This window comes from Desulfosporosinus acididurans (assembly GCF_001029285.1).
GTDB lineage: Bacteria > Bacillota > Desulfitobacteriia > Desulfitobacteriales > Desulfitobacteriaceae > Desulfosporosinus > Desulfosporosinus acididurans.
On record NZ_LDZY01000020.1, the window covers coordinates 30,778 to 52,509 of the forward strand.

The 21,732-nt window shown below is 45.0% G+C and carries 18 protein-coding genes and 1 riboswitch; of the genes, 15 read left to right on the forward strand and 3 right to left on the reverse strand.

Annotation, left to right across the window (positions count from 1 at the left end):
• The 15 genes from DEAC_RS20295 (at position 1) to DEAC_RS20365 (ending at position 18,509) form a co-directional block, all read left to right on the forward strand.
• The gene (locus DEAC_RS20295) at positions 1–1,005 is read left to right on the forward strand and encodes an ornithine carbamoyltransferase (RefSeq protein ID WP_047811921.1); all 1,005 of its coding nucleotides are present in this window, start codon (positions 1–3) and stop codon (positions 1,003–1,005) included.
• Positions 1,006–1,007: 2 nt separating this feature from the next.
• Positions 1,008–1,958 (forward strand): carbamate kinase, encoded by a 951-nt coding sequence (gene arcC / locus DEAC_RS20300; RefSeq protein ID WP_047811922.1) that lies wholly within the window; start codon positions 1,008–1,010, stop codon positions 1,956–1,958.
• Between the two features lie 195 nt (positions 1,959–2,153).
• A complete protein-coding gene (gene hydA / locus DEAC_RS20305) occupies positions 2,154–3,557 on the forward strand; it encodes a dihydropyrimidinase (protein WP_047811923.1) in 1,404 nt (467 codons plus the stop codon).
• On the forward strand, positions 3,550–6,105 hold the full coding sequence (gene xdh, locus DEAC_RS20310) for a selenium-dependent xanthine dehydrogenase (protein ID WP_047811924.1): 2,556 nt from the start codon (positions 3,550–3,552) through the stop codon (positions 6,103–6,105). The genes hydA and xdh overlap by 8 nt, the downstream gene beginning before the upstream one ends.
• Before the next feature lie 256 nt (positions 6,106–6,361).
• Positions 6,362–7,183, forward strand: coding sequence for a selenium cofactor biosynthesis protein YqeC (yqeC, locus tag DEAC_RS20315; RefSeq protein ID WP_242847229.1), 822 nt, complete (start codon positions 6,362–6,364; stop codon positions 7,181–7,183).
• The gene (locus tag DEAC_RS20320) at positions 7,165–7,881 is read left to right on the forward strand and encodes a nucleotidyltransferase family protein (RefSeq protein ID WP_047811926.1); all 717 of its coding nucleotides are present in this window, start codon (positions 7,165–7,167) and stop codon (positions 7,879–7,881) included. The genes yqeC and DEAC_RS20320 overlap by 19 nt, the downstream gene beginning before the upstream one ends.
• A 42-nt stretch (positions 7,882–7,923) precedes the next feature.
• Positions 7,924–8,772: a selenium-dependent molybdenum cofactor biosynthesis protein YqeB gene (gene yqeB, locus DEAC_RS20325; protein ID WP_047811927.1), complete on the forward strand. Its 849-nt coding sequence runs from the start codon at positions 7,924–7,926 to the stop codon at positions 8,770–8,772.
• A gap of 503 nt (positions 8,773–9,275) precedes the next feature.
• Positions 9,276–9,375, forward strand: a riboswitch (purine riboswitch).
• Between the two features lie 67 nt (positions 9,376–9,442).
• On the forward strand, positions 9,443–10,285 hold the full coding sequence (locus tag DEAC_RS20330; RefSeq protein WP_047811928.1) for an FAD binding domain-containing protein: 843 nt from the start codon (positions 9,443–9,445) through the stop codon (positions 10,283–10,285).
• Positions 10,282–10,746, forward strand: a complete 465-nt coding sequence (locus DEAC_RS20335; RefSeq protein WP_047811929.1) for a (2Fe-2S)-binding protein — start codon at positions 10,282–10,284, stop codon at positions 10,744–10,746. Before DEAC_RS20330 ends, DEAC_RS20335 begins: the two co-directional genes overlap by 4 nt.
• Positions 10,746–12,011, forward strand: a complete 1,266-nt coding sequence (locus DEAC_RS24650; RefSeq protein WP_047811930.1) for a xanthine dehydrogenase family protein molybdopterin-binding subunit — start codon at positions 10,746–10,748, stop codon at positions 12,009–12,011. Before DEAC_RS20335 ends, DEAC_RS24650 begins: the two co-directional genes overlap by 1 nt.
• Positions 12,008–13,009 (forward strand): xanthine dehydrogenase family protein molybdopterin-binding subunit, encoded by a 1,002-nt coding sequence (locus DEAC_RS24655; RefSeq protein WP_047811931.1) that lies wholly within the window; start codon positions 12,008–12,010, stop codon positions 13,007–13,009. The genes DEAC_RS24650 and DEAC_RS24655 overlap by 4 nt, the downstream gene beginning before the upstream one ends.
• 85 nt (positions 13,010–13,094) lie before the next feature.
• On the forward strand, positions 13,095–14,456 hold the full coding sequence (locus tag DEAC_RS20350; RefSeq protein WP_047811932.1) for an NCS2 family permease: 1,362 nt from the start codon (positions 13,095–13,097) through the stop codon (positions 14,454–14,456).
• 59 nt (positions 14,457–14,515) lie between these two features.
• Entirely contained in the window at positions 14,516–15,847 is a 1,332-nt protein-coding gene (locus DEAC_RS20355; RefSeq protein ID WP_047811933.1) for a 5'-deoxyadenosine deaminase, read from the forward strand.
• 70 nt (positions 15,848–15,917) lie between these two features.
• Entirely contained in the window at positions 15,918–17,300 is a 1,383-nt protein-coding gene (locus DEAC_RS20360) for a sodium-dependent transporter (RefSeq protein ID WP_047811934.1), read from the forward strand.
• 141 nt (positions 17,301–17,441) lie between these two features.
• Positions 17,442–18,509 (forward strand): HD-GYP domain-containing protein, encoded by a 1,068-nt coding sequence (locus tag DEAC_RS20365; protein WP_047811935.1) that lies wholly within the window; start codon positions 17,442–17,444, stop codon positions 18,507–18,509.
• A 182-nt stretch (positions 18,510–18,691) separates the two neighbouring features.
• Here the strand turns inward: DEAC_RS20365 and DEAC_RS20370 are convergent, their stop codons facing one another.
• The 3 genes from DEAC_RS20370 to DEAC_RS23990 all read right to left on the reverse strand — a co-directional run bounded on the left by DEAC_RS20370 (position 18,692) and on the right by DEAC_RS23990 (position 21,471).
• Entirely contained in the window at positions 18,692–20,602 is a 1,911-nt protein-coding gene (locus DEAC_RS20370; protein ID WP_047811936.1) for a thioredoxin domain-containing protein, read from the reverse strand.
• A gap of 38 nt (positions 20,603–20,640) precedes the next feature.
• Positions 20,641–20,802, reverse strand: coding sequence for a DUF255 domain-containing protein (locus tag DEAC_RS24735; RefSeq protein ID WP_200903171.1), 162 nt, complete (start codon positions 20,800–20,802; stop codon positions 20,641–20,643).
• 168 nt (positions 20,803–20,970) lie between these two features.
• Complete coding sequence (locus DEAC_RS23990; RefSeq protein WP_200903172.1) at positions 20,971–21,471, reverse strand: hypothetical protein; 501 nt, start codon at positions 21,469–21,471, stop codon at positions 20,971–20,973.
• Positions 21,472–21,732 lie beyond the last annotated feature (261 nt).

The following is a 21,732-nucleotide window of genomic DNA, read 5'->3' on the forward strand; positions in this document are numbered from 1 at the left end:
ATGCAAACAGTATTCAGAGGACGTCATTTCATCAATTTAGAGGATTTTACCAAAGAAGAAATCGACACAATGCTCGAAGTCTCGATGGAACTGAAGCGGAAATTTGCTATGGGTGAAGATACACCTTATCTTACGAACAAAACCGGTTTTTTAATGTTCTTTGAACAATCGACCCGAACCAGAAACTCCATGGAAGCAGGGATGGCTCAATTAGGCGGGCATGCAGGTTTCCTCGATTCCAGCACGATGCAGGTTGCTCACGGCGAAACAGCCAAAGATACCGCTATCATCCTTTCACGCTTCGGGCATATGATCGCCTGCCGCTACTGCAACTGGGGCAGAGGAAATGCCTACTTAAATGAGATGGCTCGTTGGTCATCGGTACCTATTATGAATTTGCAGTGCGACCTTTACCATCCTTTCCAAGGGTTGGCTGACCTTATGACCATCAAAGAAAAACTTCCTGATTTACGCCGCAAAAAAATATCCATCATTTGGGCTTATGCTGAAAGCCATAAAAAACCTATTTCTGTACCGGTTACCCAAGTGTTGCTCTTCCCACGTTATGGTATGGATGTTTGGCTGGCTTATCCCGAGGGCTGGGAACTTCCTGACTGGGTTATTGATCAAGCCAGAGCTAACGCTGAGAAGCACGGCGGCACTCTGACGATTACCCATGATGAGGCAGCAGCCTACAAAGATGCCGATATCGTTATCCCTAAGAGTTGGGGGAACTGGGTTACAGACCAAACAGGAGCTACCGAAACCGGTGCCAGCAAAGTGATTGATGATGCTTTAATTGCTAATAAGAGCTGGAAATGTACGGAAGCCAAAATGGCTACAGCCAGTAAAGATGTGATGTATATGCATGCTCTGCCGGCTGACCGCAATAACGAAGTTGAAGATTCGGTTATTGACGGACCTCATTCCATTGTTTATGATGCGGCTGAAAACCGCTTGCATACTGCTAAAGCAGTGATGACTCTATTGGTAGGTGGAAAATAAACGTGAGTACGTTAGCTGTTGTTGCTATCGGTGGGAATTCTCTGATTCGGGATAAAGGACATGAAACCGTTGAGGATCAATATCAGGCGGTCTGTGAAACAGCTAAGCATATTGTGGGCATGATTGAGCAAGGGTATGAAGTGATCATTACTCATGGCAATGGTCCCCAGGTCGGGTTTATTCTCAGAAGGTCTGAAATTGCTACAGACGTTGCTAGAATGCACCAGGTGCCTTTAGTGAGCTGTGGGGCCGATACCCAGGGTGCTATTGGCTATCAAATTCAGCAGGCCATGGATAATGAGTTTAAAAAACGAGGCGTCAAAAAGTCTGCCGTCACCATAGTGACTCAGGTCGTGGTTTCCCCGGATGATCCGGCTTTTCAAAAGCCGGCAAAACCCATTGGCTCCTTTTATTCACAGGAACAGGCAGAACTGATCAAAAGGGCAAATCCTTCCTGGGTGATGGTTGAAGATGCAGGACGGGGATACCGCAGAGTTGTACCGTCACCACTGCCCCAAGAAATTGTTGAAAAAGACGTCATTAGCCGCCTGGCCCGTGACGGCTATTGCGTTGTGAGCGTTGGAGGCGGCGGAATTCCTGTCATGAAACGGGAAGATAATTCGTTCCAGGGCATTGACGCTGTGATTGACAAGGATTTTGCTTCCAGCCTTTTAGCCTCCGACATTAAAGCCGATCTCTTAATCATTTCAACCGGTGTTCCGACGGTTTACCTCAACTATGGGAAACCTGACGAAAAAGCCTTAAAGAACGTGTCTCTGGCCGAACTCAAACAATATATGGCTGAAAATCACTTCGCCCCTGGGAGTATGCTGCCAAAAGTTCAGGCGGTGATCAAATTCTTGGAGAATGGCGGTAAAGAAGCAATCATTACTAATCCGGAATCCCTTGAAGATGCTGTAGCCGGCAAAACAGGAACTCACGTCTATCCTTAGAATTCAGTTTTCACATTGAATCAGATTGAGTAACAATAGTTCGTCAACCAGAGTGCTTTCCTTGGAAAGCACTCTGTCTCAAACTTTTAGAATCCTCTGAAGGTTTTCGATAAATGTTAGTTCATGATTAGTAAGCTCGCAAGGATGGGAGCCAATTCTACGAACATCTAAAATAAGCCTTAAGGAGATTTTAGAATGGGTATTGTTTTAAATGGCGGGACAGTTGTAACAGCTGCCGATGTGTATCAAGCAGACGTCCGGATTGAAGGCGAGAGAATCGCGGCCCTTGGCCGCGAGATCAAGCAGCCTGGTGATCAGGTCATCAAGGTGGATGGATGCTTGATATTTCCGGGTGGTATTGACCCCCATACCCACTTTGACCTCCCGGCAGGAGATATTACGACTTCCGATGATTTTTATTCGGGGACTAAAGCCGCTTTATTGGGAGGCACTACGACGATCCTAGATTATGCCACTCAGTTTAAAGGGGAAAGTCTCCAAACAGGTTTAGAAAACTGGCATAAAAAAGCCGATGGTAAATGTTTTGTTGATTATGGTTTTCATATGGCTATTACTGATTGGAACGATACCATCGCTCAAGAAATGACAACAATGGTTCACCAGGAAGGTGTGCCTTCTTTTAAATTGTATATGGCTTATAAGAATGTTTTGCAAGTCGACGACGGTTCGCTCTTACAGGCCCTGCGTCAGGCTGGGAAATGCGGAGCACTTGTCTGTGTGCATTGCGAAAATGGAGATGTAGTCTATGATCTTGTGCAAAAGGCTTGCCAGGAAGGGAAAACCGCACCTCGCAATCATCCATTAACTCGACCACCCGAGGTAGAAGCTGAAGCAACGTCGCGGGTAATTACTCTCGCACAATTGGCCGATGCGCCTCTTTATATTGTTCATCTTACTTGCAGTGGTGCCCTTGAGGCTGTAACGAAGGCTAAATTACAGGGGAGGGAAGTCTATGCGGAAACTTGCCCTCAGTATTTGCTGCTCGATGATAGTTATTACAGTTCCGAAGGCTTTAATGGTGCCAAATACGTGATATCTCCGCCCTTGCGTCCGGCTCAGAACCAAGCAGCCTTATGGTCAGCTCTGCAAACGGGGATTTTAGAGACGGTCGCCACCGACCATTGTGCGTTTAATTATAAAGGTCAAAAAGAGCTGGGTCTTGAAGATTTTAGTAAGATTCCTAACGGAGCACCCGGCGTGGAAACCAGGATGGGGTTACTGTACACTTATGGCGTACAGTCGGGTAAATTAAACCTTAACGAATTTGTTGTTTTAACCTCTACTAATGCCGCAAAATTATTTGGGTTATTCCCCCGCAAAGGGACGATCGCCCCGGGCAGTGATGCAGATCTGGTGGTCTGGGACCCAAGTATTTCCTCTGAAATCTCAGTCGAAAGACTGCACCAGGACGTTGATTACACCCCTTTTGAGGGCTTTAAACAGCAGGGAAAAGCGATTCGTATCTTTTTACGAGGCAGGCAGGTGTGTCGAGATGGCCAATTAACCCAAGAATTACCTGCAGGAAAGTATTTGTTCCGGAATCCATTTCTGAGGAGAAAGGATGGGAAGAATGTTTAAGATTAATGTCAATGGAACAGAGTATTCTTGCCAGGACGATATGAACCTTATGGAATATTTGAGGGACGTATTGCACATCACTTCCTTAAAAAACGGCTGCGGTGAAGGCGCATGCGGTGCCTGTACTGTACTTGTTGATGACAAGAAGGTGCGCGCTTGTACGCAAACATTGGCTAAAGTGACAGGGAAAAATGTCTTAACCGTTGATGGGATGTCCGAACGGGAAAAGGAGGCCTATACCTGGGCCTTCGCTGAAGCAGGTGCTGTCCAGTGCGGATTCTGTATTCCCGGAATGGTTATAAGTGCCAAAGCCTTAATTGACAAATCTCCCAATCCGAGCTCCAAAGAGATCAAAGAGGCGATCCGAGGCAATATTTGCCGCTGTACCGGATATGTCAAAATTGAACAAGGAATTATGTTAGCAGCTAAGGTATTGCGCGGTGAGCTTCAGCCTAATGCGGTGAACCTCACCGGAGCTGGAGTGGGGACGAGCATTCAGCGTTTGGATGCTCGAGAAAAGGTTCTGGGAACCGGCGAATACGTGGATGATTTATTCGTTGATAATATGCTTCATGCTGCAGTTCTGCGCACAAGTTATCCCCGCGCTCTGGTTAAAGCGATCGATACCTCTGCAGCACGTGCTTATCTCGGTGTCGAGGCAGTATTGACAGCAGATGATATTCCTGGGATTAATGAACACGGTCATATATTCCATGATTGGCCGACTCTGATCCCTGTCGGACAAGAAACCCGTTACGTTGGGGACGCCATCGCTTTAGTAGCGGCGCAGACAAAGAAGCAGGCCCGCGAAGCATTGGCTTTGATCAAGGTTGATTACGAAGAGCTTAAACCCGTTCTTAGCCCGACAGAAGCTTTAGCAGAGGAAGCTCCGAGAATTCACACTCAAGGAAATCTGTTAAGCACCACGAAAATTAAACGGGGTAATGTTGAGGAAGCGTTAGCAAAATCTGCGCATGTGGTCACTCAGCGTTATACGACACCGCCTACGGAACATGCTTATATGGAACCGGAAAGCGCTTTGGCGATTCCGCAGGACGACGGGGGAATTTTAGTCTACGTCGGAGACCAAAGCGTTTATGACGATCAACATGGAATTATGGGGATTTTGGGACTTCCCGCGGAAAAAGTTCGGGTCATTAGTAAGCTTGTGGGCGGCGGCTTCGGGGGGAAAGAAGATTTAAGCGTTCAGCACCATGCTGCTCTTTTGGCATATATCACTCAAAAGCCCGTAAAACTTACTCTTTCGCGCAAGGAGAGCATTCTTGTTCATCCGAAACGGCATGCCATGGAATTGGAGGTTACAACCGGGTGTGATGCGGAGGGAAGATTGACTGCTCTGACAGCAAAGATTGTAGCGGATACAGGAGCTTATGCCTCCTTGGGGACCGCCGTTTTGCAGAGAGCCTGTACTCATGTGGCCGGCCCCTATCAAATTGCCAATGTCGACATTACCGGACTTTGTGTCTATACCAATAATCCTCCTGCTGGAGCCTTCAGAGGTTTTGGAGTTCCACAGGCGGCTTTTGCCTCGGAAACAAATCTTGATCTTTTGGCTGAAAAAGTCGGTATTTCTCCCTGGGAAATTCGTTACCGCAATGCCCTGGAGCCCGGAATGATTAATCCGACAGGCCAGATTACCGATGAGGGGACGGCTGTTAAAGAAACACTCCTAGCAGTTCGTGAGGTGTACGAATCCAATCCTTATGCAGGAATTGCTACTGTCATGAAAAATACGGGTGTTGGTGTCGGCTTGCCGGATACGGGTCGGGTAAAACTGCAAGTCCGAGCCGGAAAAGTAGTAGTGCTCACCAGCGCCGCCTGTATCGGGCAGGGATTGGCTACTGTGGCGACCCAGATCGTCAACGAGGCTACCGGCCTGCCTCTGGAACAGATCTCTTTCGGCGCCCCTGATACCTTTTTGACTCCTGATTCGGGAACCACCACAGCCTCCCGGCAAACCCTGTTCACGGGAGAGGCTATTCGCCAGGCATCTCTAAAACTTCAGCATGCTTTATATAAATCGTCTCTGGAAGAGTTGGAGGGTATGGAGTTTTACGGAGAATATTTCGGAAAGACGGACCCCATCAATTCCGATAAACAAAATCCGGTCAGCCATGTTGCTTACAGCTACGCTACTCAAGTGGTAATTCTCAATGAGCAGGGCTTCGTGGAAAAGGTTGTTGCAGCTCACGACGTGGGGCGGGCTATTAATCCTAAAGCTGTTGAAGGACAAATTGAAGGCGGAGTTGTTATGGGGCTGGGTTACGCATTGCGAGAAGATTTCCCCTTGCAAAATGGCGTTCCAACTGCAAAATTTGGCACCTTAGGGTTATTACGATCAACAGATGTCCCGGAAATCGAGACAATTATTATCGAAAAGAATTCTTCCCCCTTGGCCTACGGAGCTAAAGGTATCGGAGAGATTTCTTCCATTCCCGCGGCACCCGCTGTTGCCTCAGCTTATCATAAGTTTGACGGCAAGGTGCGCTGTACGCTTCCGCTGCGTGAGACGCCCTATAAGAAATAAGCTAAAGAGACCAACGCCGAGTGTCTAATTAAGCCATCCCTGACTTTCAAGACACCCGGCGTCCATGTTTAGCGACTGAGTAAATTTACGCTTATAATTAGAAAAAGGGTAAAGTTAATAATTTTTTGATAAAATAATTAAACTATATTGATATCAGCTCAGAAAAAGGTTAATCTTCAAATAGGTGCAGGTAATAAATATGGTGGAATTTAAGAATAATTCTCGAAAAAAATGCGCAAGAGGAAGCCTCTGGGAAATGACGAAGCACGCGCAAGTCGTTACCTTAATTGGGGCAGGTGGCAAAACTACTTGTCTCCAAATTCTGACCCAAGAAATCCATGCTGCCGGATATCCGGTGATTGCCACAACCACAACGAAAGTGTATCCGGATAACCAAGTGCGGCCATGGCGTCATGCAAATCCTCCGCCCTTTGAGTCTCATGGTATTTATTTTTGGTATACGGGCGAAGAACAAGGAAGCGGAAAATGGCTGGGAAATTCTCCGTCTATGGTCGATAAAGCAGTCTTGAGGGATGGCGAAAACCTGATTTCTCACGAAAATGGTTCGGCATATCGACGTTATTGGATTATTGAAGGCGATGGGGCACGGGAGCGCCGTCTAAAGTGCTGGGCGTCCCATGAACCTCAAATTCCCCGGAGTTCAGATTGCGGAGTTTTGATTTTGGATGGCAGACTGTGGGGGCAGGAGTTGAAAGACGAGGATATCCATCGCTCAGAATATTGTCCTTATTTGGTTCATAATCAGTTCACCGAGGAAAACGCCTGGCGATATTTGGGGAAGTCTCCGGTATTTTACCCTCAGTATCAACATCTAGCGTGGGTTATCTTCCTTAATATTCCTCGACGGCCTGTTCATGGACTCTCTATACAAGCGGAGTCTTCCGAAGGAGCGTATTTCTCTGGTTTAAGTGTCCCTGACTCTGAAGTCCTGCTCGATGCTCTTTACCGCAAAGGGGCGGAAGAGATGCGCTTTAAAGGAGAGACAAAGCCCAGAAGCTTAAGACTGGCTGCAGGCGATGCTAAGGGGGGAGAGCTGCAATGGTTCGACTTGTGGTAATGGCTGCCGGACAAGCAACTCGCATGGGACGGGATAAACTGGCGTTACCTTACATAAACACTACCGTCCTCGGTCATGTCATCAATACCATTTTAGAAGGGGTTATGCTGCAGCAAACGTTATCACTGAGCTTGTCTCAGGGTTTATCCCAAGAATTATCTCAAGCTCGGGATTTGGTTCAAGACCTGTTGCCAAGGATAACGCCGCCTAAACGATTAATAGAAATTCATGTGGTCACGCGACGGCCTCCGGAAGACTATCTGACTCAGGATACGCTGCGTTTTTTCCTGGAAATGGGGGGGGATTGGTTTCAAGTCCCTCAAGCAATTCCGCTTTCGGAAACTCTTCGCATAGGGTTAAGGGATTTACAGGAAACTACTCTGATGGTGGGCTTTTTACCCGGGGATCAGGTGGGTATTACCGCTCAAGGACTGGCAGGATGTTTTGAACAGGCCCTGAGAGAGGCTCCGGACTTTTTAGTGCCGGTCTCTCAGACAGGAGTCGGTTCTCCGGTTTTTTTCCACCGCCGCTATGTTTCGGAACTCCGTGAGCTGCAAGGGGAAGAAGGGGGAAGGAAGGTATTATACCGCTATCCTGAACGCTGGACTCGGCAGAGAGTAAAAGATACTTTCCTGCAGGATGTGGACACCCCTGAAGAGTATCAGGCCTGGATGGACTATATTCAAAAAAGAGATTAAAACTCTATCTTAATTAAAGAATATGGTAAGGAGAATCACGTTATGGTTAAGAAACTTAAGCTGAATGGACCCGTCGTCTTAGTCCGCGGAGCCGGAGAGCAAGCTACAGGGGTCGGATGGACTTTGGCCAAAGCGGGATTCCGAGTCGTCATGACGGAAGTCCCCAAACCCTTAATGGTTCGCTGGCCGGTATGTTTTGGCACGGCTGTCGTGAAGGGCAGTTGGCAAGTTGAAGGAATTGCGGCGCATCTCGTTTCTGAAACAGAGACATGCGCTAGTGTATGGGAAGACGGTGCTATTCCTATTTTGATTGACCCCGAGCTTCAGTGCTTAGCAAGATTGAAGCCGACGTTCTTGGTTGATGGCATTTTGGCGAAACGGAACATAGGGACACGCCGCGATATGGCACAATTGACTATAGGCTTAGGTCCTGGTTTTACGGCTGGTGATGATGTGGACCTGGTCATAGAAACGAAGCGAGGACATGACTTAGGCAGGTTAATCTATACAGGTCCGGCCCAGCCGAATACTGGAATTCCGGGCAATATTGGCGGATATACCAAAGAACGTGTCGTATATTCCCAACAGGCAGGAGTCTTTCGGGCGAAACGAATTATCGGTGAGGAAGTTCAGGCGGGAGAATGTTTAGGAATCATTGATGACGGACTTAATTCCCAGGAAGTAGCAGGCTCTATTGACGGAGTTTTACGAGGACTGCTGCTGGATGGCACACCAATTGATGCTGCGGTCAAAGTTGGCGATATTGATCCCCGCGGGAAAAAAGAATATTGTTATACGATTTCTGAAAAGGCCCGTGCTATTGGCGCTGCAGTCCTGCTTGGGATTATGGAGAGTAATCTGTTGAATCCTATAAGTCTTAAAGCGGAATAGTTAATATAGAGTTATTGGAATATAATAGATGACTTATAGAAGATGAAACCTTACCACCGAATAAACGGCAGCGCGCATATATCCGTACTCTGAATCAATATATTGGGGTAAATTTCCCCAAAGGAAGTTTTTCAGGGAGAGTTGTTTATAGAATATTGGCAATAATTATTTGCCTTTCTATAAATTACTTTCTATAGATTACTTTCTATAGATTAAGTAGGAATTTTACTGAGACTGACGAATAGATAAAGATAAATAGACCCCCATGCCGCTGTCGCAGCACCAGCAGAGGATGAAAATGAGTCTAGGTCCCGGTGGGCCGGGCAGCTTCGCCAAACTCTGGGTAATACCTGAAGTGAACCGTGGCTACGCTATCCCACGCAAGCTTTGCAGTCCTTACCGCCTCTCCATGCGATGGGTTTCACTGCTGTTGGGCGAGTCTGCCCTACTTACGGGTCTTTGGCATTTAAGAGTAGTCTTTTCAGGGTAGTAAGTAGGAAAAAATGAATAGTTCTGCTTAAACTCATATATCCTTGATAATCGGATCAAGGGTGTCTACGAGGCAACCGTAATTGCTTCTCTATGAGCCATGTTGGTTTATGGAGAAACAATTACGGTTGCATTTTTGTGAACTATCTTTATGGGGCATTAAGCAAGGGAGGACAATGCCATGAAGTATTATCAACCGCAAAGTGTCAATGAAGCCATAGAAATAGCATATTCATCTCAAGGGATATTTTTGGCCGGAGGAACGGATCTGGTACTTCAGATGCAGAAACGAAAGATCCAACCCAAGGCGTTGATTGACCTTGGCAGAATTCCGGAACTTCACGAAATTAAGGAAACGAAAGAGTATATAGAAATTGGCAGCATGGCAACCTTCTCTGAAATGGGGAAAAGTAAACTAATTGCTGAGAAGGCATCATCTCTCTGGTTGGCTTGCCAGACTATGGGTTCACCGCAGATTCGAAATCAAGCAACCATTGGCGGAAATCTTGGGAATTGTTCGCCGGCAGCCGATGGCTTGCCTCCTCTCTTAGCTTTGGGGACTGAGGCCGTTTTAATTTCCGGCGAAGGAGAAAAGCAGATGCCTCTTGCTGACTTATTAGGGCAGACGCCGTTACTTTCTCCAGGTACTCTGATTGTGGGATTTAAAATACCTAAAATTCATCTTTTGAGTGGATTTGCCAAACTAGGCAGGCGTGAAGCCTTAGCCATTGCTCGTTTAAGTGTTGCTGTGGCCCTGGAACTTGATGGTTCAAAGGTTGGAAATGTTCGGGTCGCCTTAGGTGCCGTCGGCAGACGCGCTTTTCTTAGTGACTCGCTGGCTCACGTTTTAAGCCAGCGGGAGTTTAATGAATCATGGCTGGAATTGGGGATAAGTCAAATCCAAGGTGTTGTCCGCGCTGCTTTGGGGGACAGGGCTTCAGCTCCTTATAAACGGGTTGCTGTGGCCGGCGTTTTTCGCGAAGCTGTTGCTTCTTTGAGAAGGCAAGGAGGGTTGGATAAATGATGGTCATCGAATGTATCGTTAATGATAAAAAGTATGTCTTAGAAGTAGACCCGCAAGAACGATTGCTGGATGTGCTGCGCAATCATTTAGGCCTGCTGGGAACAAAGGAAGGATGCGGAGAAGGAGAATGCGGAGCCTGCACCGTGATTTTAGACGGGAAAACCGTCAACTCCTGTCTCGTTCTAGCGGGCCAAGCGCATAACTCTGTGATTACGACGATTGAAGGCGTCGGGAATCGTCAGAGTCCCCATCCTGTTCAAAAGGCTTTTGTAGAAGTTGGCGCCGTACAATGTGGTTTTTGTACTCCTGGGATGGTTCTCTCCGCGAAAAATTTACTGGATAAGAATCCTCATCCCAGCGATGAAGAAATTGGAGTTGCTTTATCCGGAAACCTCTGCCGCTGTACAGGTTATGATAAGATTCTGCGCGCTGTTAAGCTGGCTGCTGAGGAGGGAAAATAATGAAAACTGAAGTAGTAGGGTCTCGTGCATTGAGGGAAGATTCTTGGGGAAAGGTCTTTGGTCAGACGAAGTTTCCGGCAGATGTCAACCTTCCCAACCAAATTTACGGTGTTGTTGTACGCAGTCCTCATCCCCATGCTCGGATTCTGAACATTAACAGCGAAGAAGCAATGAAGCTTGAAGGTGTTGCAGTTGTCCTGACGGCTAACGATGTGCCCCATAATTCACATGGCGTTCTGTTCCGGGATCAGCCGGTTATCGCCGACTATGTACGCATGGTAGGGGACCCGGTTGCCGTAGTGGGAGGCGAAACCATGGAGATCGCCCGTGAAGCAGCGGAGCGAATCAGGGTCGATTACGAAATTCTGCCGGCCATCTTTGATCCTGAAGAGGCCATGAAGCCGGAGGTTCCGCCTCTGCACCCGGAACTTCAGTCCACCAATGTTCTATACCATCTGCCTATTCGCCGGGGATCGATGGAAGAAGGCTGGGCCAAAGCAGATGTTGTCGTCGAACAAGTCTATAAGACCCAGCATGTGGATCATGCTTTTTTACAACCTGAGGCTGTTCTTGCGTATTTGGATGAACGTGGGCATATGGTGGTTCAGACCGCAACTCAATATGCCCACTATGATCGAGGTGAAATTGCTCATGCCCTCGGGTTTCGCTACAGCCAGGTGCAAGTGAAGACTTTGGCTGTCGGTGGTGCTTTCGGTGGACGAGAAGATATCTCTCTGCAGATTATCGCGGCCTTGCTGGCCTTGAAGACCCAGAGACCTGTCAAAATGGAGAATACTCGGGAAGAATCGTTTTATTCACATAGTAAACGTCACCCTATGACTATGTATTACAAGACAGGGGCTGCCAAGGATGGAAAGCTCGTTGCTATGCAGGCTAAGATTATAGGTGATGCAGGCGCTTATTCCTCTTGGAGTATCAATGTTCTGCGCAAATCCGCCGTTCATGCCACAGGGCCCTATGAGATACCCAACGTCGAAATTGACAGTTTTGCAGTTTTTACGAATAATCCTTATACTGGAGCAATGCGGGGTTTCGGTGCGGCTCAAACGGTTCTGGCCTATGAGAGCCAAATGGATCTTTTAGCAAAGAAGTTGGGAATATCACCTTTAGAAATTCGTTTGCGCAATTGTTTCCAAGTGGGAAGCATCACGGCAACGGGACAAGAGCTGACAAGCAGCGTTCCTTTAGACCAATGTTTAGCCAAGATAGCCCCATATTTCAGAAGGGAGGTGGAAACTCCATGAAAAAACGGGGAATAGGTTTAGGCTGTGCCTGGTATGGAACCGGGTATGGCAATGGCTTCCCGGATGTTTCGAGTGCTTTTGTGGAAATTCATGACGATGGTTCTGCTACGGTTCTTACCGGGGCTGTGGATGTCGGACAGGGCAGCAATTCGATTTTTGCCCAAATTGCTGCCGAAGAACTAGGGCTTAGGGCTGAAGATATTTGTGTCAATACGGCTGATACGGATGTAACTCCTGATTCGGGAACTTCTGCCGCAACCCGCCAAACTTACAATACCGGTAATGCAGTTCTCAAAGCAGTGCGACAAGCGAAATCTCGTTTGCTGATCTATGCTGCCCGTGAGTTTTCCTGCCCGACACCGGAGGGCATTGAGCTTAAGTCAGGATATATCGGAGTCAAGGGTGATCCATCCCGGCGGATGATTCTCGGCGATATGGTCTTTAAAGCTCGATTAAATGGGGAGCGCTTGATCAGCGCGGAAAGTTCCACAGCCCGTTCGACTCCCGTCGATCTCACTACCGGACAAGGAGCGCCTTACTGGCCCTATTCCTTTGGCTGTCAGGCAGCAGAAGTAGAAGTGGATACGGAAACTGGCAAAGTGAAAGTTCTTAAAGTTATAGCCGTTCATGATGTAGGGAAGGCCTTAAATCCCACCCAAGTTGAGGGGCAAATAGCAGGCGGAGTGACGCAGGGTATCGGTTATGCCCTGCTGGAAGAACTTGAGTTACAAAAGGGAATGATTAAAAATCCGGCCTTTTCCAGTTATCTGATCCCCACAGCACTGGATGTGCCTAAAATAGAAGCATACTTTGTTGAAGAAGCTGAAGAGAGCGGCCCGTATGGCGCTAAGGGCCTCGGTGAACCAGCAATGCTGCCGACGGTTGCAGCAGTTATTAATGCTATTGATGATGCTGTAGGTGTAAGGATCACTTCGTTACCAGCGACGCCGGAAAAAATCCTTCAGGCCCTTGCAGAAAAAAAGGAGGAATTGGGGTAGAATATAAAATAGCTGCACTTTATGTTTTGACATCAAAGTCAGTCAGAATGCGGCATTATATGTCGATTTTAGGGAGGGCTATTTCATGTCAAGCGTGTCAAAAAATTCTTCGCCTCCAGCCGATCATGGCTTTCTCGATGGTTTTTTTCATTTATCGGAACTGGGTACCAATGTACGGACCGAAATTCTTGCCGGAGTGACAACCTTTGTCACTATGGCCTATATTCTGTTTGTTAACCCTATTATTTTAAAAAATGCCGGTATGCCCATGGATGCAACCTTTGCGGCCACTGCAATCGCCGCGGCGGTAGCAACCTTAATCATGGGCGTTTATGCCAATTATCCTATTGCTATGGCTCCCGGGATGGGGCTTAATGCATTTTTTACTTACTCCGTAGTCATTGGAATGAAACTTCCTTGGCAAACTGCTCTCGGAGCGGTCTTTATTTCCGGATTGATTTTCTTTCTCTTAACCGTCACTAAAGTCAGGGAATGGATTATGGAAGGAGTTCCCACGGTTTTACGACTTTCTATCGGTGTCGGCATTGGCTTATTTATTGCCTTTATCGGCTTGCAAGATGGCGGACTTGTCACAGCCAATAAAGATACTTTGGTTCAATTAGGCAATATGAAGTCTCCTGGTGTCCTTGTGACCGTATTTGGGTTAATTGTGACCGGATTTTTTATGGCTAGACGGATTAAAGGCGGCTTATTATATGGGATTTTTCTGACTACTATTTTTAGTATGTTTATGGGCGTTAAGCCGTTTCCTACAGGCCTAGAGAGTTTTGTTGTCTTCTCCAATCCTTTCCATGCTGTAGCACCGATTATGGGCAAGCTTGATCTTAAAGGCGTATTTAATTATGGCTTAATCTCAATTCTTTTCGCTTTTACCTTTGTCGATTTATTTGACAATATAGGGACCTTACTGGGGATTTCCCGTAAAGCCGGACTTTTGGATGAAAACGGCAATCTGCCAAGAGTCGGCAGAGCTTTGATGTCCGATTCGATAGGTACGATGTTTGGCTCTATTATGGGAACTCCAACAGTAACGTCCTATATTGAAAGTACGGCAGGCGTAGCTGAGGGCGGTAAAAGTGGTTTAACCGCAGTAACCGTTGCAGTTCTTTTCGTTTTCTCCATTATCTTTGCTCCACTTGTTGGCTTGATCCCAAGTCAAGCAACAGCACCAGTTCTTATTCTTGTTGGTGTCTTGATGATGAGCGAAGTGGTTCATATCAATTTCGAAGATTTTACAGAGGCATTTCCTGCCTTTATCACCATCATCATGATGCCCTTAACTTATTCTATTGCTCAAGGCTTGGCATTTGGATTTATGTCTTATACCATTATTAAATTGATTACCGGAAGGCATAAAGAGAATAATGCTGTTACCTATATTTTAACTGTCTTGTTTATCGTTCACTTTATCCTTGGCGGCGGTTAAGAAGTTATGGGAAATGTGGAGAGGCGTGTTTAAAACTTAGGAAAAAGGGGGAATTTTAAATGCGTATTTTGTTTAAAAACGCGACTATTGTTACTATGAATGCTCAGCGTGATGTTATTAAGGGCGATCTGTTGGTGGATGGCTCAAGGATTGCAGCGGTTGGGGAGGTTAAGGAGCCTTCTGCGGATCAAGTGCTTGATCTAAATGGTGACTTGCTCATTCCTGGTTTGATTCAAACTCATATTCATCTCTGCCAGACCTTGTTTCGGGGACAGGCCGATGATTTGGAACTTTTGGATTGGCTTAAACTTAGAATTTGGCCCTTGGAAGGCGGACATGATCCAGAATCGATCTACGATTCCGCCTTGCTGGGAATTGGAGAACTGTTTCTAGGCGGAACGACAACAATAGTCGATATGGAAACAGTACATCATACAGAGCATGCTTTCGAAGCTATACTGTCCAGCGGTTTGAGAGCTCTGGCCGGGAAAGTCATGATGGATGATCCCAGCGGGGATGTCCCTCTTTCCTTGCAGGAAACGACAGAGGCTTCTTTACAAGAAAGTGTGGATTTATTTGAGAAATTTAATGGACAAGGAAACGGACGCCTGGAAGTTGCCTTTACACCGCGCTTTGTCGTTTCTTGTACCGATACCCTATTAAAAGAAGTTTCACGCTTGGCACGGGAAAAGAAGGCCTTCGTACATACCCATGCTTCTGAAAACAGGGGCGAAATTCAAGTCGTGGAAAGTACTCGAGGAATGCGCAATGTTGTCTATTTAGATAAGGTCGGCTTAACTGGCCCGAAACTTATTCTTGCTCACTGCATTTGGCTGGATGAGACTGAAAAAGATATCCTCATTCAGAGCAAAACGCGAATTTCACATTGTCCGTCATCAAATCTGAAATTGGCTTCTGGAATAGCTGCCATTCCAGAGCTCTTAGAGCGAGGCGCTGAAGTCTCCCTCAGTTGCGATGGAGCCCCCTGCAGCAATAATCTGGATGGATTTCGGGAAATGCGCCACGCAGCCTTAATGCAAAAACCCTTACATGGTCCAACTGCAATGCCGGCTCAAAAAGTATTTGAACTGGCAACTATTGCGGGAGCTCGTGCTCTGGGACGCGAAGGAGATCTTGGCAGTCTGGAGGTCGGGAAAAAAGCTGATTTGGCAGTTGTCAGCCTTCAGGGACTGCATACCTGGCCCAATCAACATGTGGACGTATACTCTCAGTTAGTTTATCAGGCTTATCCCTCAGATGTTCGTCTCACGATGGTGGATGGGCAAATTGTGATGAAAGACCGTCAGTTGCTGACAATCGACGTTCCTGAACTTAAAAAAAGCGCAACTCAAAGCTTAAATCGAGTCATGAAACGAGTAGGAATGATTTGAGAAGGCTTAGGTCTGAGCAATTGAAGGATTATGAGAATAATACGTCGAATAAACGATTTTTGAGCAAAGAATGGAGGGTGTATTATTGAAACAAGAGTCGCATGTAAAAAGAGAAGGTTTTTCAAGTAGCATTGGTGTCATTGCTGCAGTATTAGGCTCAGCTGTTGGTTTGGGGAATATATGGAAGTTCCCCTATGTAACCGGAGCGAACGGAGGCGCTGCCTTTATTCTCGTATATCTGCTGTGCTTAGCGCTGGTTGGTTTGCCGGTAATGCTATCAGAGCATCTCATAGGACGAGCTACGAAATCCAATGCCGTCACTGCTTTTAAGAAACTTGAGCCAAGACGGCCCTGGTTTTTAGTTGGCGGAGCCGGGGTAGTCAGTGCTTTCTTGATTATGGCTTTCTATACAACGGTGTCGGGCTGGGTTTATGCGTATATTTTTAAATCTGCCAGTGGCGCACTTTTGACGACTAAACCACAGGAAACAACTCAAGTCTTTAACTCTTTGGTTTCAGGAGTCGGCGAACCCTTATTCTGGCAAGTGTTTGTCCTCATAGTGATTGGAATTATTATTATGGCAGGAGTCACAAAAGGTATCGAAAGAGCAACAAAATTTTTAATGCCGATGCTTTTTATCCTGCTCATCATTATCGATATCAGATCTTTAACCTTGCCGGGAGCGTCAGCCGGATTATCCTTCTTGTTCAAACCGGACTTTTCTAAGATTACAGTCAGTGCTGTATTGGCAGCCTTAGGTTTGGCATTCTTTAAGCTGAGTGTTGGCATGGGAGCTATGATTACCTATGGCAGTTATGTTGATGACCGAGAAAACTTGCCAAAAATGGCAATTAAGGTTGCTCTTTCCGATACTTTAGTTTCCTTAATGGCAGGAGTTGCTATTTTTCCGGCAGTGTTTGCTTTTGGCTTTAAACCGGATGCTGGTCCCAAGTTATTATTTATCATAATTCCGACAGTGTTTAATTCCATGCCTCTAGGCAGAATTTTTATGGTCTTATTCTTTTTATTAACTGCTTTCGCCGCAACTGGTGCAATGTTGTCGCTATTAGAGGTTCCTATAGCCTATTTGACGGAAGAGTATCAATGGTCGCGCCGCAGAGCAACGCTATTAACAATTATTGGGATTGGGTTGCTTGGTTCAACGGCTACTTTGTCAAACAGCTTGTTATCACATGTTTTGTTATTTGGTAAGACATTTTTCGATTTCTTTGATTTTGCGACCTCAAATGTGCTTCTTCCCCTGGGAGGAATCTTTATTGCCTTGTTTGTAGGTTGGCAATGGAATTTTGCTAATGTCAAACGAGAGATGACCAATGAAGGCCAATTAGCTAATGAAGGCTTGTTTAATGTTTATATGTTTTTAGTAAGGTTTATAGTCCCTATTGCGATTATCATTGTCTTGTTAACAGGTTTAAATTTTATTCATGTCTAAATAAAATTCCCCAGAAAGTAATAGGACTAAAGGGAAAATTATATTTTGATTCATCAATAAAAGAGGTTATTTCGCATATTTTGACGAACTAAAAAATTTAGGGGTGATATCACACTAAATTTGGATAGGGTGAGTAGATTAATGCGCTTGGTGAATACACATTTCGTCAAAGAAGGATCTGTCCTAGCACGTCCTGTGATTAACTCTTCCGGCAGGATTTTGTTACAATCCGGGGTTCGTGTGACGGCATTATATATTGAACGCTTAATAGCTATGGGTTACGATGTTCTGTTTATCGAAGACGACCGCCTTGATGATGTCGAATTATTTTCGACTATTTCTGAGAAAACCCGTGAAGTCGCTTATAAGACAATTCAAAATATCAGCAAATACATTGAGTGCAATACTGAAAAGTCATTGCCTGTTTCTGGAGTTCGTTTGACGATTAAAGAAATGATTAATGATCTTTTGTCGAGCAAAGATATTTTGGGCAACTTGACGGATATTCAAGGGTATGATAACTATACCTTCCACCATTCCATTAATACAACAATTATTGCCCTTGTTCTGGGAATTGCTTCCGGTTATAATGATCAACGCTTGCTTGAATTTGGTATGGGTGTCTTAATGCATGATATCGGAAAAATTATGATACCTGAATGTATCCTTAATAAAAAAACGCCCCTTACCGATGAAGAATTTACGGAAATTAAAAAACACACAACAAATGGTTTTGATATATTGCGTAAAAATAATGATTTTAGTTTGCTTTCTGCACATATTGCTTTTCAGCATCAGGAAAAGTGGAATGGTTCCGGTTATCCTCGGGGATTGAAGGGTACTGAAATTCACGAATACGGCAGGATGGCCGCGGTTGCTGATGTCTATGAAGCATTAACAAGCCGCAGGGTCTATCGTAAGGCTGTAGAGCCTAATGAGGCGTATGAGTATATTATTGCTCAAGCAAATTCTCATTTTGACCCTAGAATGTTAGAGCTGTTCAAGAAGCATATAGCTGTTTACCCTTCCGGTTCGGGTATTTTGTTAAGTAATGGACAAAGAGGAAATGTTGTTAAACAAAATTCGTTATTTCCTAATCGTCCTTATGTAAGAGTTTTCTATCAAGGGGAGGTAGAACTCTCCGAACCTATTGATTATAATTTAGCCGATTGTCCGTCGATAATGATTATAGCAGTTGAGAATCGTTAATTTTTACTTCGAGTTTTGAATTGAATTTAACGAATAGGCTATTACATTTATATTTAAGGAACAAACTCAAGGAATGAAGGGCTGTAACAAGTATGGTAGCAAACTTGTTACAGCCCTGTGTTTTTCATGCTTTCCGCATAGGGTTGTAGGTTAACGTATTTCGTATAACAACAAATGATAAGTTAAGAAGTAAGAAGACTTTTGAATTCTTCAATTGCATGAACCGGGCGTTGACAGGTGAAGTCCTGACAGAGATAGGCGGTTGTTTGGCCCGTCTCTATAGGGTAATCCTTGAGCCAAGGAATAAAAGAGTCAAGGTTGCCTTCATGATAAAGAACTGATGAGTAGGGACGAAAGTCTGAGAAAAAGGCTTTACGCATTTCTGAAAGTTGGGGAGAGTTCAAAGATCCGGCTAGAATCAGTTCTTGGCTAGGCCGTAGGGCAAATTGCAAAGCTTGCAAAAAAGACGTGTAGCCTGAGGGGTGTTCTTCAAGTATGGGACGGAAATAAAAGAAAAGCTGCTCTGTTTTTTCACTCCACCGTTCATCACCGGTGAGGCGCGCTAAGCGAATAAGATTTTGCGCTGTAATTGAGTTGCCGGACGGAAGAGCTCCATCATAACTTTCCTTAGGGCGGATAAGAAGCTCTTCGGCATCTAAACCAGTTAAAAAATATCCCCCATCGTTGTTGTCAAAAAATAGTCGTTGAAGCTGATCTTGAAGTTCAAGGGCAGTTTCAAGATAATGGGACTTTCCGCAGGCAGAATAGAGCTCTAAGAGTCCTTCGATTAAAAAAGCATAGTCATCTAAATAGCCCAAATAGGCTGAATCTCCTTTTCTGAATCGAGCTAAGAGCCGACCATCATCGCGTCGGAGGTTAGTAAGGATAAAGTTGACAGCTGCTTCCGCCGCCTCTAAAAATTCTGGGTTGCCCAATACTTGTGCGCCCTTGGCTAAGGCAGTGATCATCAGACCATTCCAGGCTGTTAGAATCTTATCATCCTTGTGAGGATGAACTCGCTGCTCGCGGGCGTCAAACAAAGCACGCCGAGATGGTTCAAGTGCTTCCAGCTCTTCAGGAATTAAATCAGGACTGTCAATTAAACGTTTCCATAAAGCTCCCTGAAGTAAATTGGGTATGTTTTTTCCTTCGAAATTTCCTTGTGAAGTTATGTCATAGACCTTACAATAGTTTGAACCAGCCTCTTGACCGAGCACGTTTTCTACTTCTTCAGGCGTCCAAACATGGAATTTTCCCTCAATTCCTTCGGCGTCGGCATCTTCTGCCGAATAAAAGCCTCCCTCAGGCGAAGTCATGTCACGAAGCACATAGGTAAGAATGCTATTGGCTATTTGCGCATCTCTTGGCTGATGACTAACTTGATAAGCTTCCAGGTAGGCTAAAGCGAGCAAGGCGTTGTCATAGAGCATTTTTTCAAAATGAGGAACCAGCCATTTTTCATCGGTGCTATATCGGGCAAAACCGAAACCAATGTGATCATAAATACCTCCCCAGGCCATTCCATCTAAAGTTTTGCGCACCATAGCAAGGGCTTTGCTCTGAGGATGGTCTTGGGCATAACGTAAGAGGAAGGTTAGTGTGTGGGGAGAGGGGAATTTTGGAGCTTGACCAAAACCACCATAACGAGAATCAAAACTTCGGGCTAACGTCTGATACGCTTTTTCAATAACATCTTTTCCCCAGGACTGGATTCCATCCGTTGAAGAAGGCTGGAATCCTGCCTTAGTTGGGACAGCTTGCTGAGATTGAACGGCAGATACAATCTGCTCGCTTGTTTCTCGGACATGTGATTCGTTGCCTTTCCAAAGGGCACCGACCTGTTCCAGAAGTTCCATCAGTCCTTGGCGGCCATAATGCGCATTTTTGGGGAAATATGTCCCCGCGAAGAAAGGTTTTTTCTCAGGCGTCATCATGATTGTCAGCGGCCAACCGCCTGACCCTGTTAAGGCCTGACAGAAAGACATGTAGATATGATCGATATCAGGACGCTCCTCGCGGTCAACTTTAATTGAGACAAAATAGCGATTTAAGAGGTCTGCGACCTCTTGATCCTCGAAGGATTCACGTTCCATGACGTGACACCAATGACAGGTAGAATTTTACATTGACGCTAAGAATACCCAATAGAAAGGAAAATGGGTTTGTTCTCAGCTATCGCTTTATCAAACGCTTCTTTTCCCCAAGGAAACCAATCAACAGGATTATTGGCATGTTGAAGTAAGTAGGGTGATTTTTCCTTGGATAATCTATTGGGTTTATTCGTAGTAGTCATGAGCAACACCTCCTTTTTTGGTATGTTCGCAGTTAGTATACCCAAACAAATACTAGTAACGCATAAGTATTTATTAGTGGAAACAAGAAAATAAGTAAATTAGTAAATTAGTAAATTAGTAAATTAGTAATTCCGCTATAATCGTGCCTCGTCGTGTCCTGAAAAATGCTATTTCCGATTCAATATTATGTAATTTATGACTCTTCTTTGAATTACTCTCATTTCTTTGTTCGTTGTATTGTATTTAGAATAAACTTCTTCAGGTCTTAATAACTTTGAATTAATACCCCAACTATCGATTATGATATTTTTTTCTCGCTCATTTAGAATAGTGTTCATGGCTGTTATTACTTCAGCTTTTTCAAACATGGGTCGTACATTGTTTGGTTTATTATCACCTTCCATTAAACTGGTAGGGAGGTAATCTGATTCATTATCTGGGAATTCATTAAATAATAACTTTAACTCGTCATCTGCATAAATTGTGCCATCACTGAAAAACTTTTCAATATTAATTGTACCATCTTCCATAAAATCTATTTCCCATCTTTGCCTTGGAACTGCAACTTCAATCGTGATACTTTCAGACCTTATTTTATTTAAGCGAAAATGTATTTTGTTTTCTTTCAAATCATTTAAAAAGTTATTTATAATCTTGAAATTATCCATATGGGTCACTCCAATATTAAAGTCTTCGGTTATTGATACCCCCAAATACATGTCTGTAATTCAACGAACTTGAAGAAAATTCCTGCGTCCCAAAGCAAGTTGGATGTTAGTCAATGCTAGCCTTCTTTTTGACGTGTCTAACGTTGTCATATTAAAGAAGCACGAGTCAATGCTTCGTAAATAATCTTCTATTGATATAAAATAAGTAAAAATGCTATACTTAAGTTACAATCTGGGCACTTTACAAATGAGGTGAAAGAA

What these genes read in the sequence shown, in the direction of transcription:
- DEAC_RS24650 (WP_047811930.1), top strand. Translation starts at nt 10,746, where the DNA reads ATGAAAACTGAAGTAGTAGGGTCTCGTGCATTGAGGGAAGATTCTTGG.
- DEAC_RS20360 (WP_047811934.1), top strand. Translation starts at nt 15,918, where the DNA reads ATGGAGGGTGTATTATTGAAACAAGAGTCGCATGTAAAAAGAGAAGGT.
- DEAC_RS24735 (WP_200903171.1), bottom strand. Translation starts at nt 20,802, where the DNA reads ATGACTACTACGAATAAACCCAATAGATTATCCAAGGAAAAATCACCC.
- DEAC_RS20350 (WP_047811932.1), top strand. Translation starts at nt 13,095, where the DNA reads ATGTCAAGCGTGTCAAAAAATTCTTCGCCTCCAGCCGATCATGGCTTT.
- DEAC_RS20295 (WP_047811921.1), top strand. Translation starts at nt 1, where the DNA reads ATGCAAACAGTATTCAGAGGACGTCATTTCATCAATTTAGAGGATTTT.
- DEAC_RS20355 (WP_047811933.1), top strand. Translation starts at nt 14,516, where the DNA reads ATGCGTATTTTGTTTAAAAACGCGACTATTGTTACTATGAATGCTCAG.
- DEAC_RS20320 (WP_047811926.1), top strand. Translation starts at nt 7,165, where the DNA reads ATGGTTCGACTTGTGGTAATGGCTGCCGGACAAGCAACTCGCATGGGA.
- yqeC (WP_242847229.1), top strand. Translation starts at nt 6,362, where the DNA reads ATGACGAAGCACGCGCAAGTCGTTACCTTAATTGGGGCAGGTGGCAAA.
- DEAC_RS24655 (WP_047811931.1), top strand. Translation starts at nt 12,008, where the DNA reads ATGAAAAAACGGGGAATAGGTTTAGGCTGTGCCTGGTATGGAACCGGG.
- xdh (WP_047811924.1), top strand. Translation starts at nt 3,550, where the DNA reads ATGTTTAAGATTAATGTCAATGGAACAGAGTATTCTTGCCAGGACGAT.
- hydA (WP_047811923.1), top strand. Translation starts at nt 2,154, where the DNA reads ATGGGTATTGTTTTAAATGGCGGGACAGTTGTAACAGCTGCCGATGTG.
- DEAC_RS20335 (WP_047811929.1), top strand. Translation starts at nt 10,282, where the DNA reads ATGATGGTCATCGAATGTATCGTTAATGATAAAAAGTATGTCTTAGAA.
- DEAC_RS20330 (WP_047811928.1), top strand. Translation starts at nt 9,443, where the DNA reads ATGAAGTATTATCAACCGCAAAGTGTCAATGAAGCCATAGAAATAGCA.
- yqeB (WP_047811927.1), top strand. Translation starts at nt 7,924, where the DNA reads ATGGTTAAGAAACTTAAGCTGAATGGACCCGTCGTCTTAGTCCGCGGA.
- DEAC_RS20365 (WP_047811935.1), top strand. Translation starts at nt 17,442, where the DNA reads ATGCGCTTGGTGAATACACATTTCGTCAAAGAAGGATCTGTCCTAGCA.
- DEAC_RS23990 (WP_200903172.1), bottom strand. Translation starts at nt 21,471, where the DNA reads ATGGATAATTTCAAGATTATAAATAACTTTTTAAATGATTTGAAAGAA.
- DEAC_RS20370 (WP_047811936.1), bottom strand. Translation starts at nt 20,602, where the DNA reads ATGGAACGTGAATCCTTCGAGGATCAAGAGGTCGCAGACCTCTTAAAT.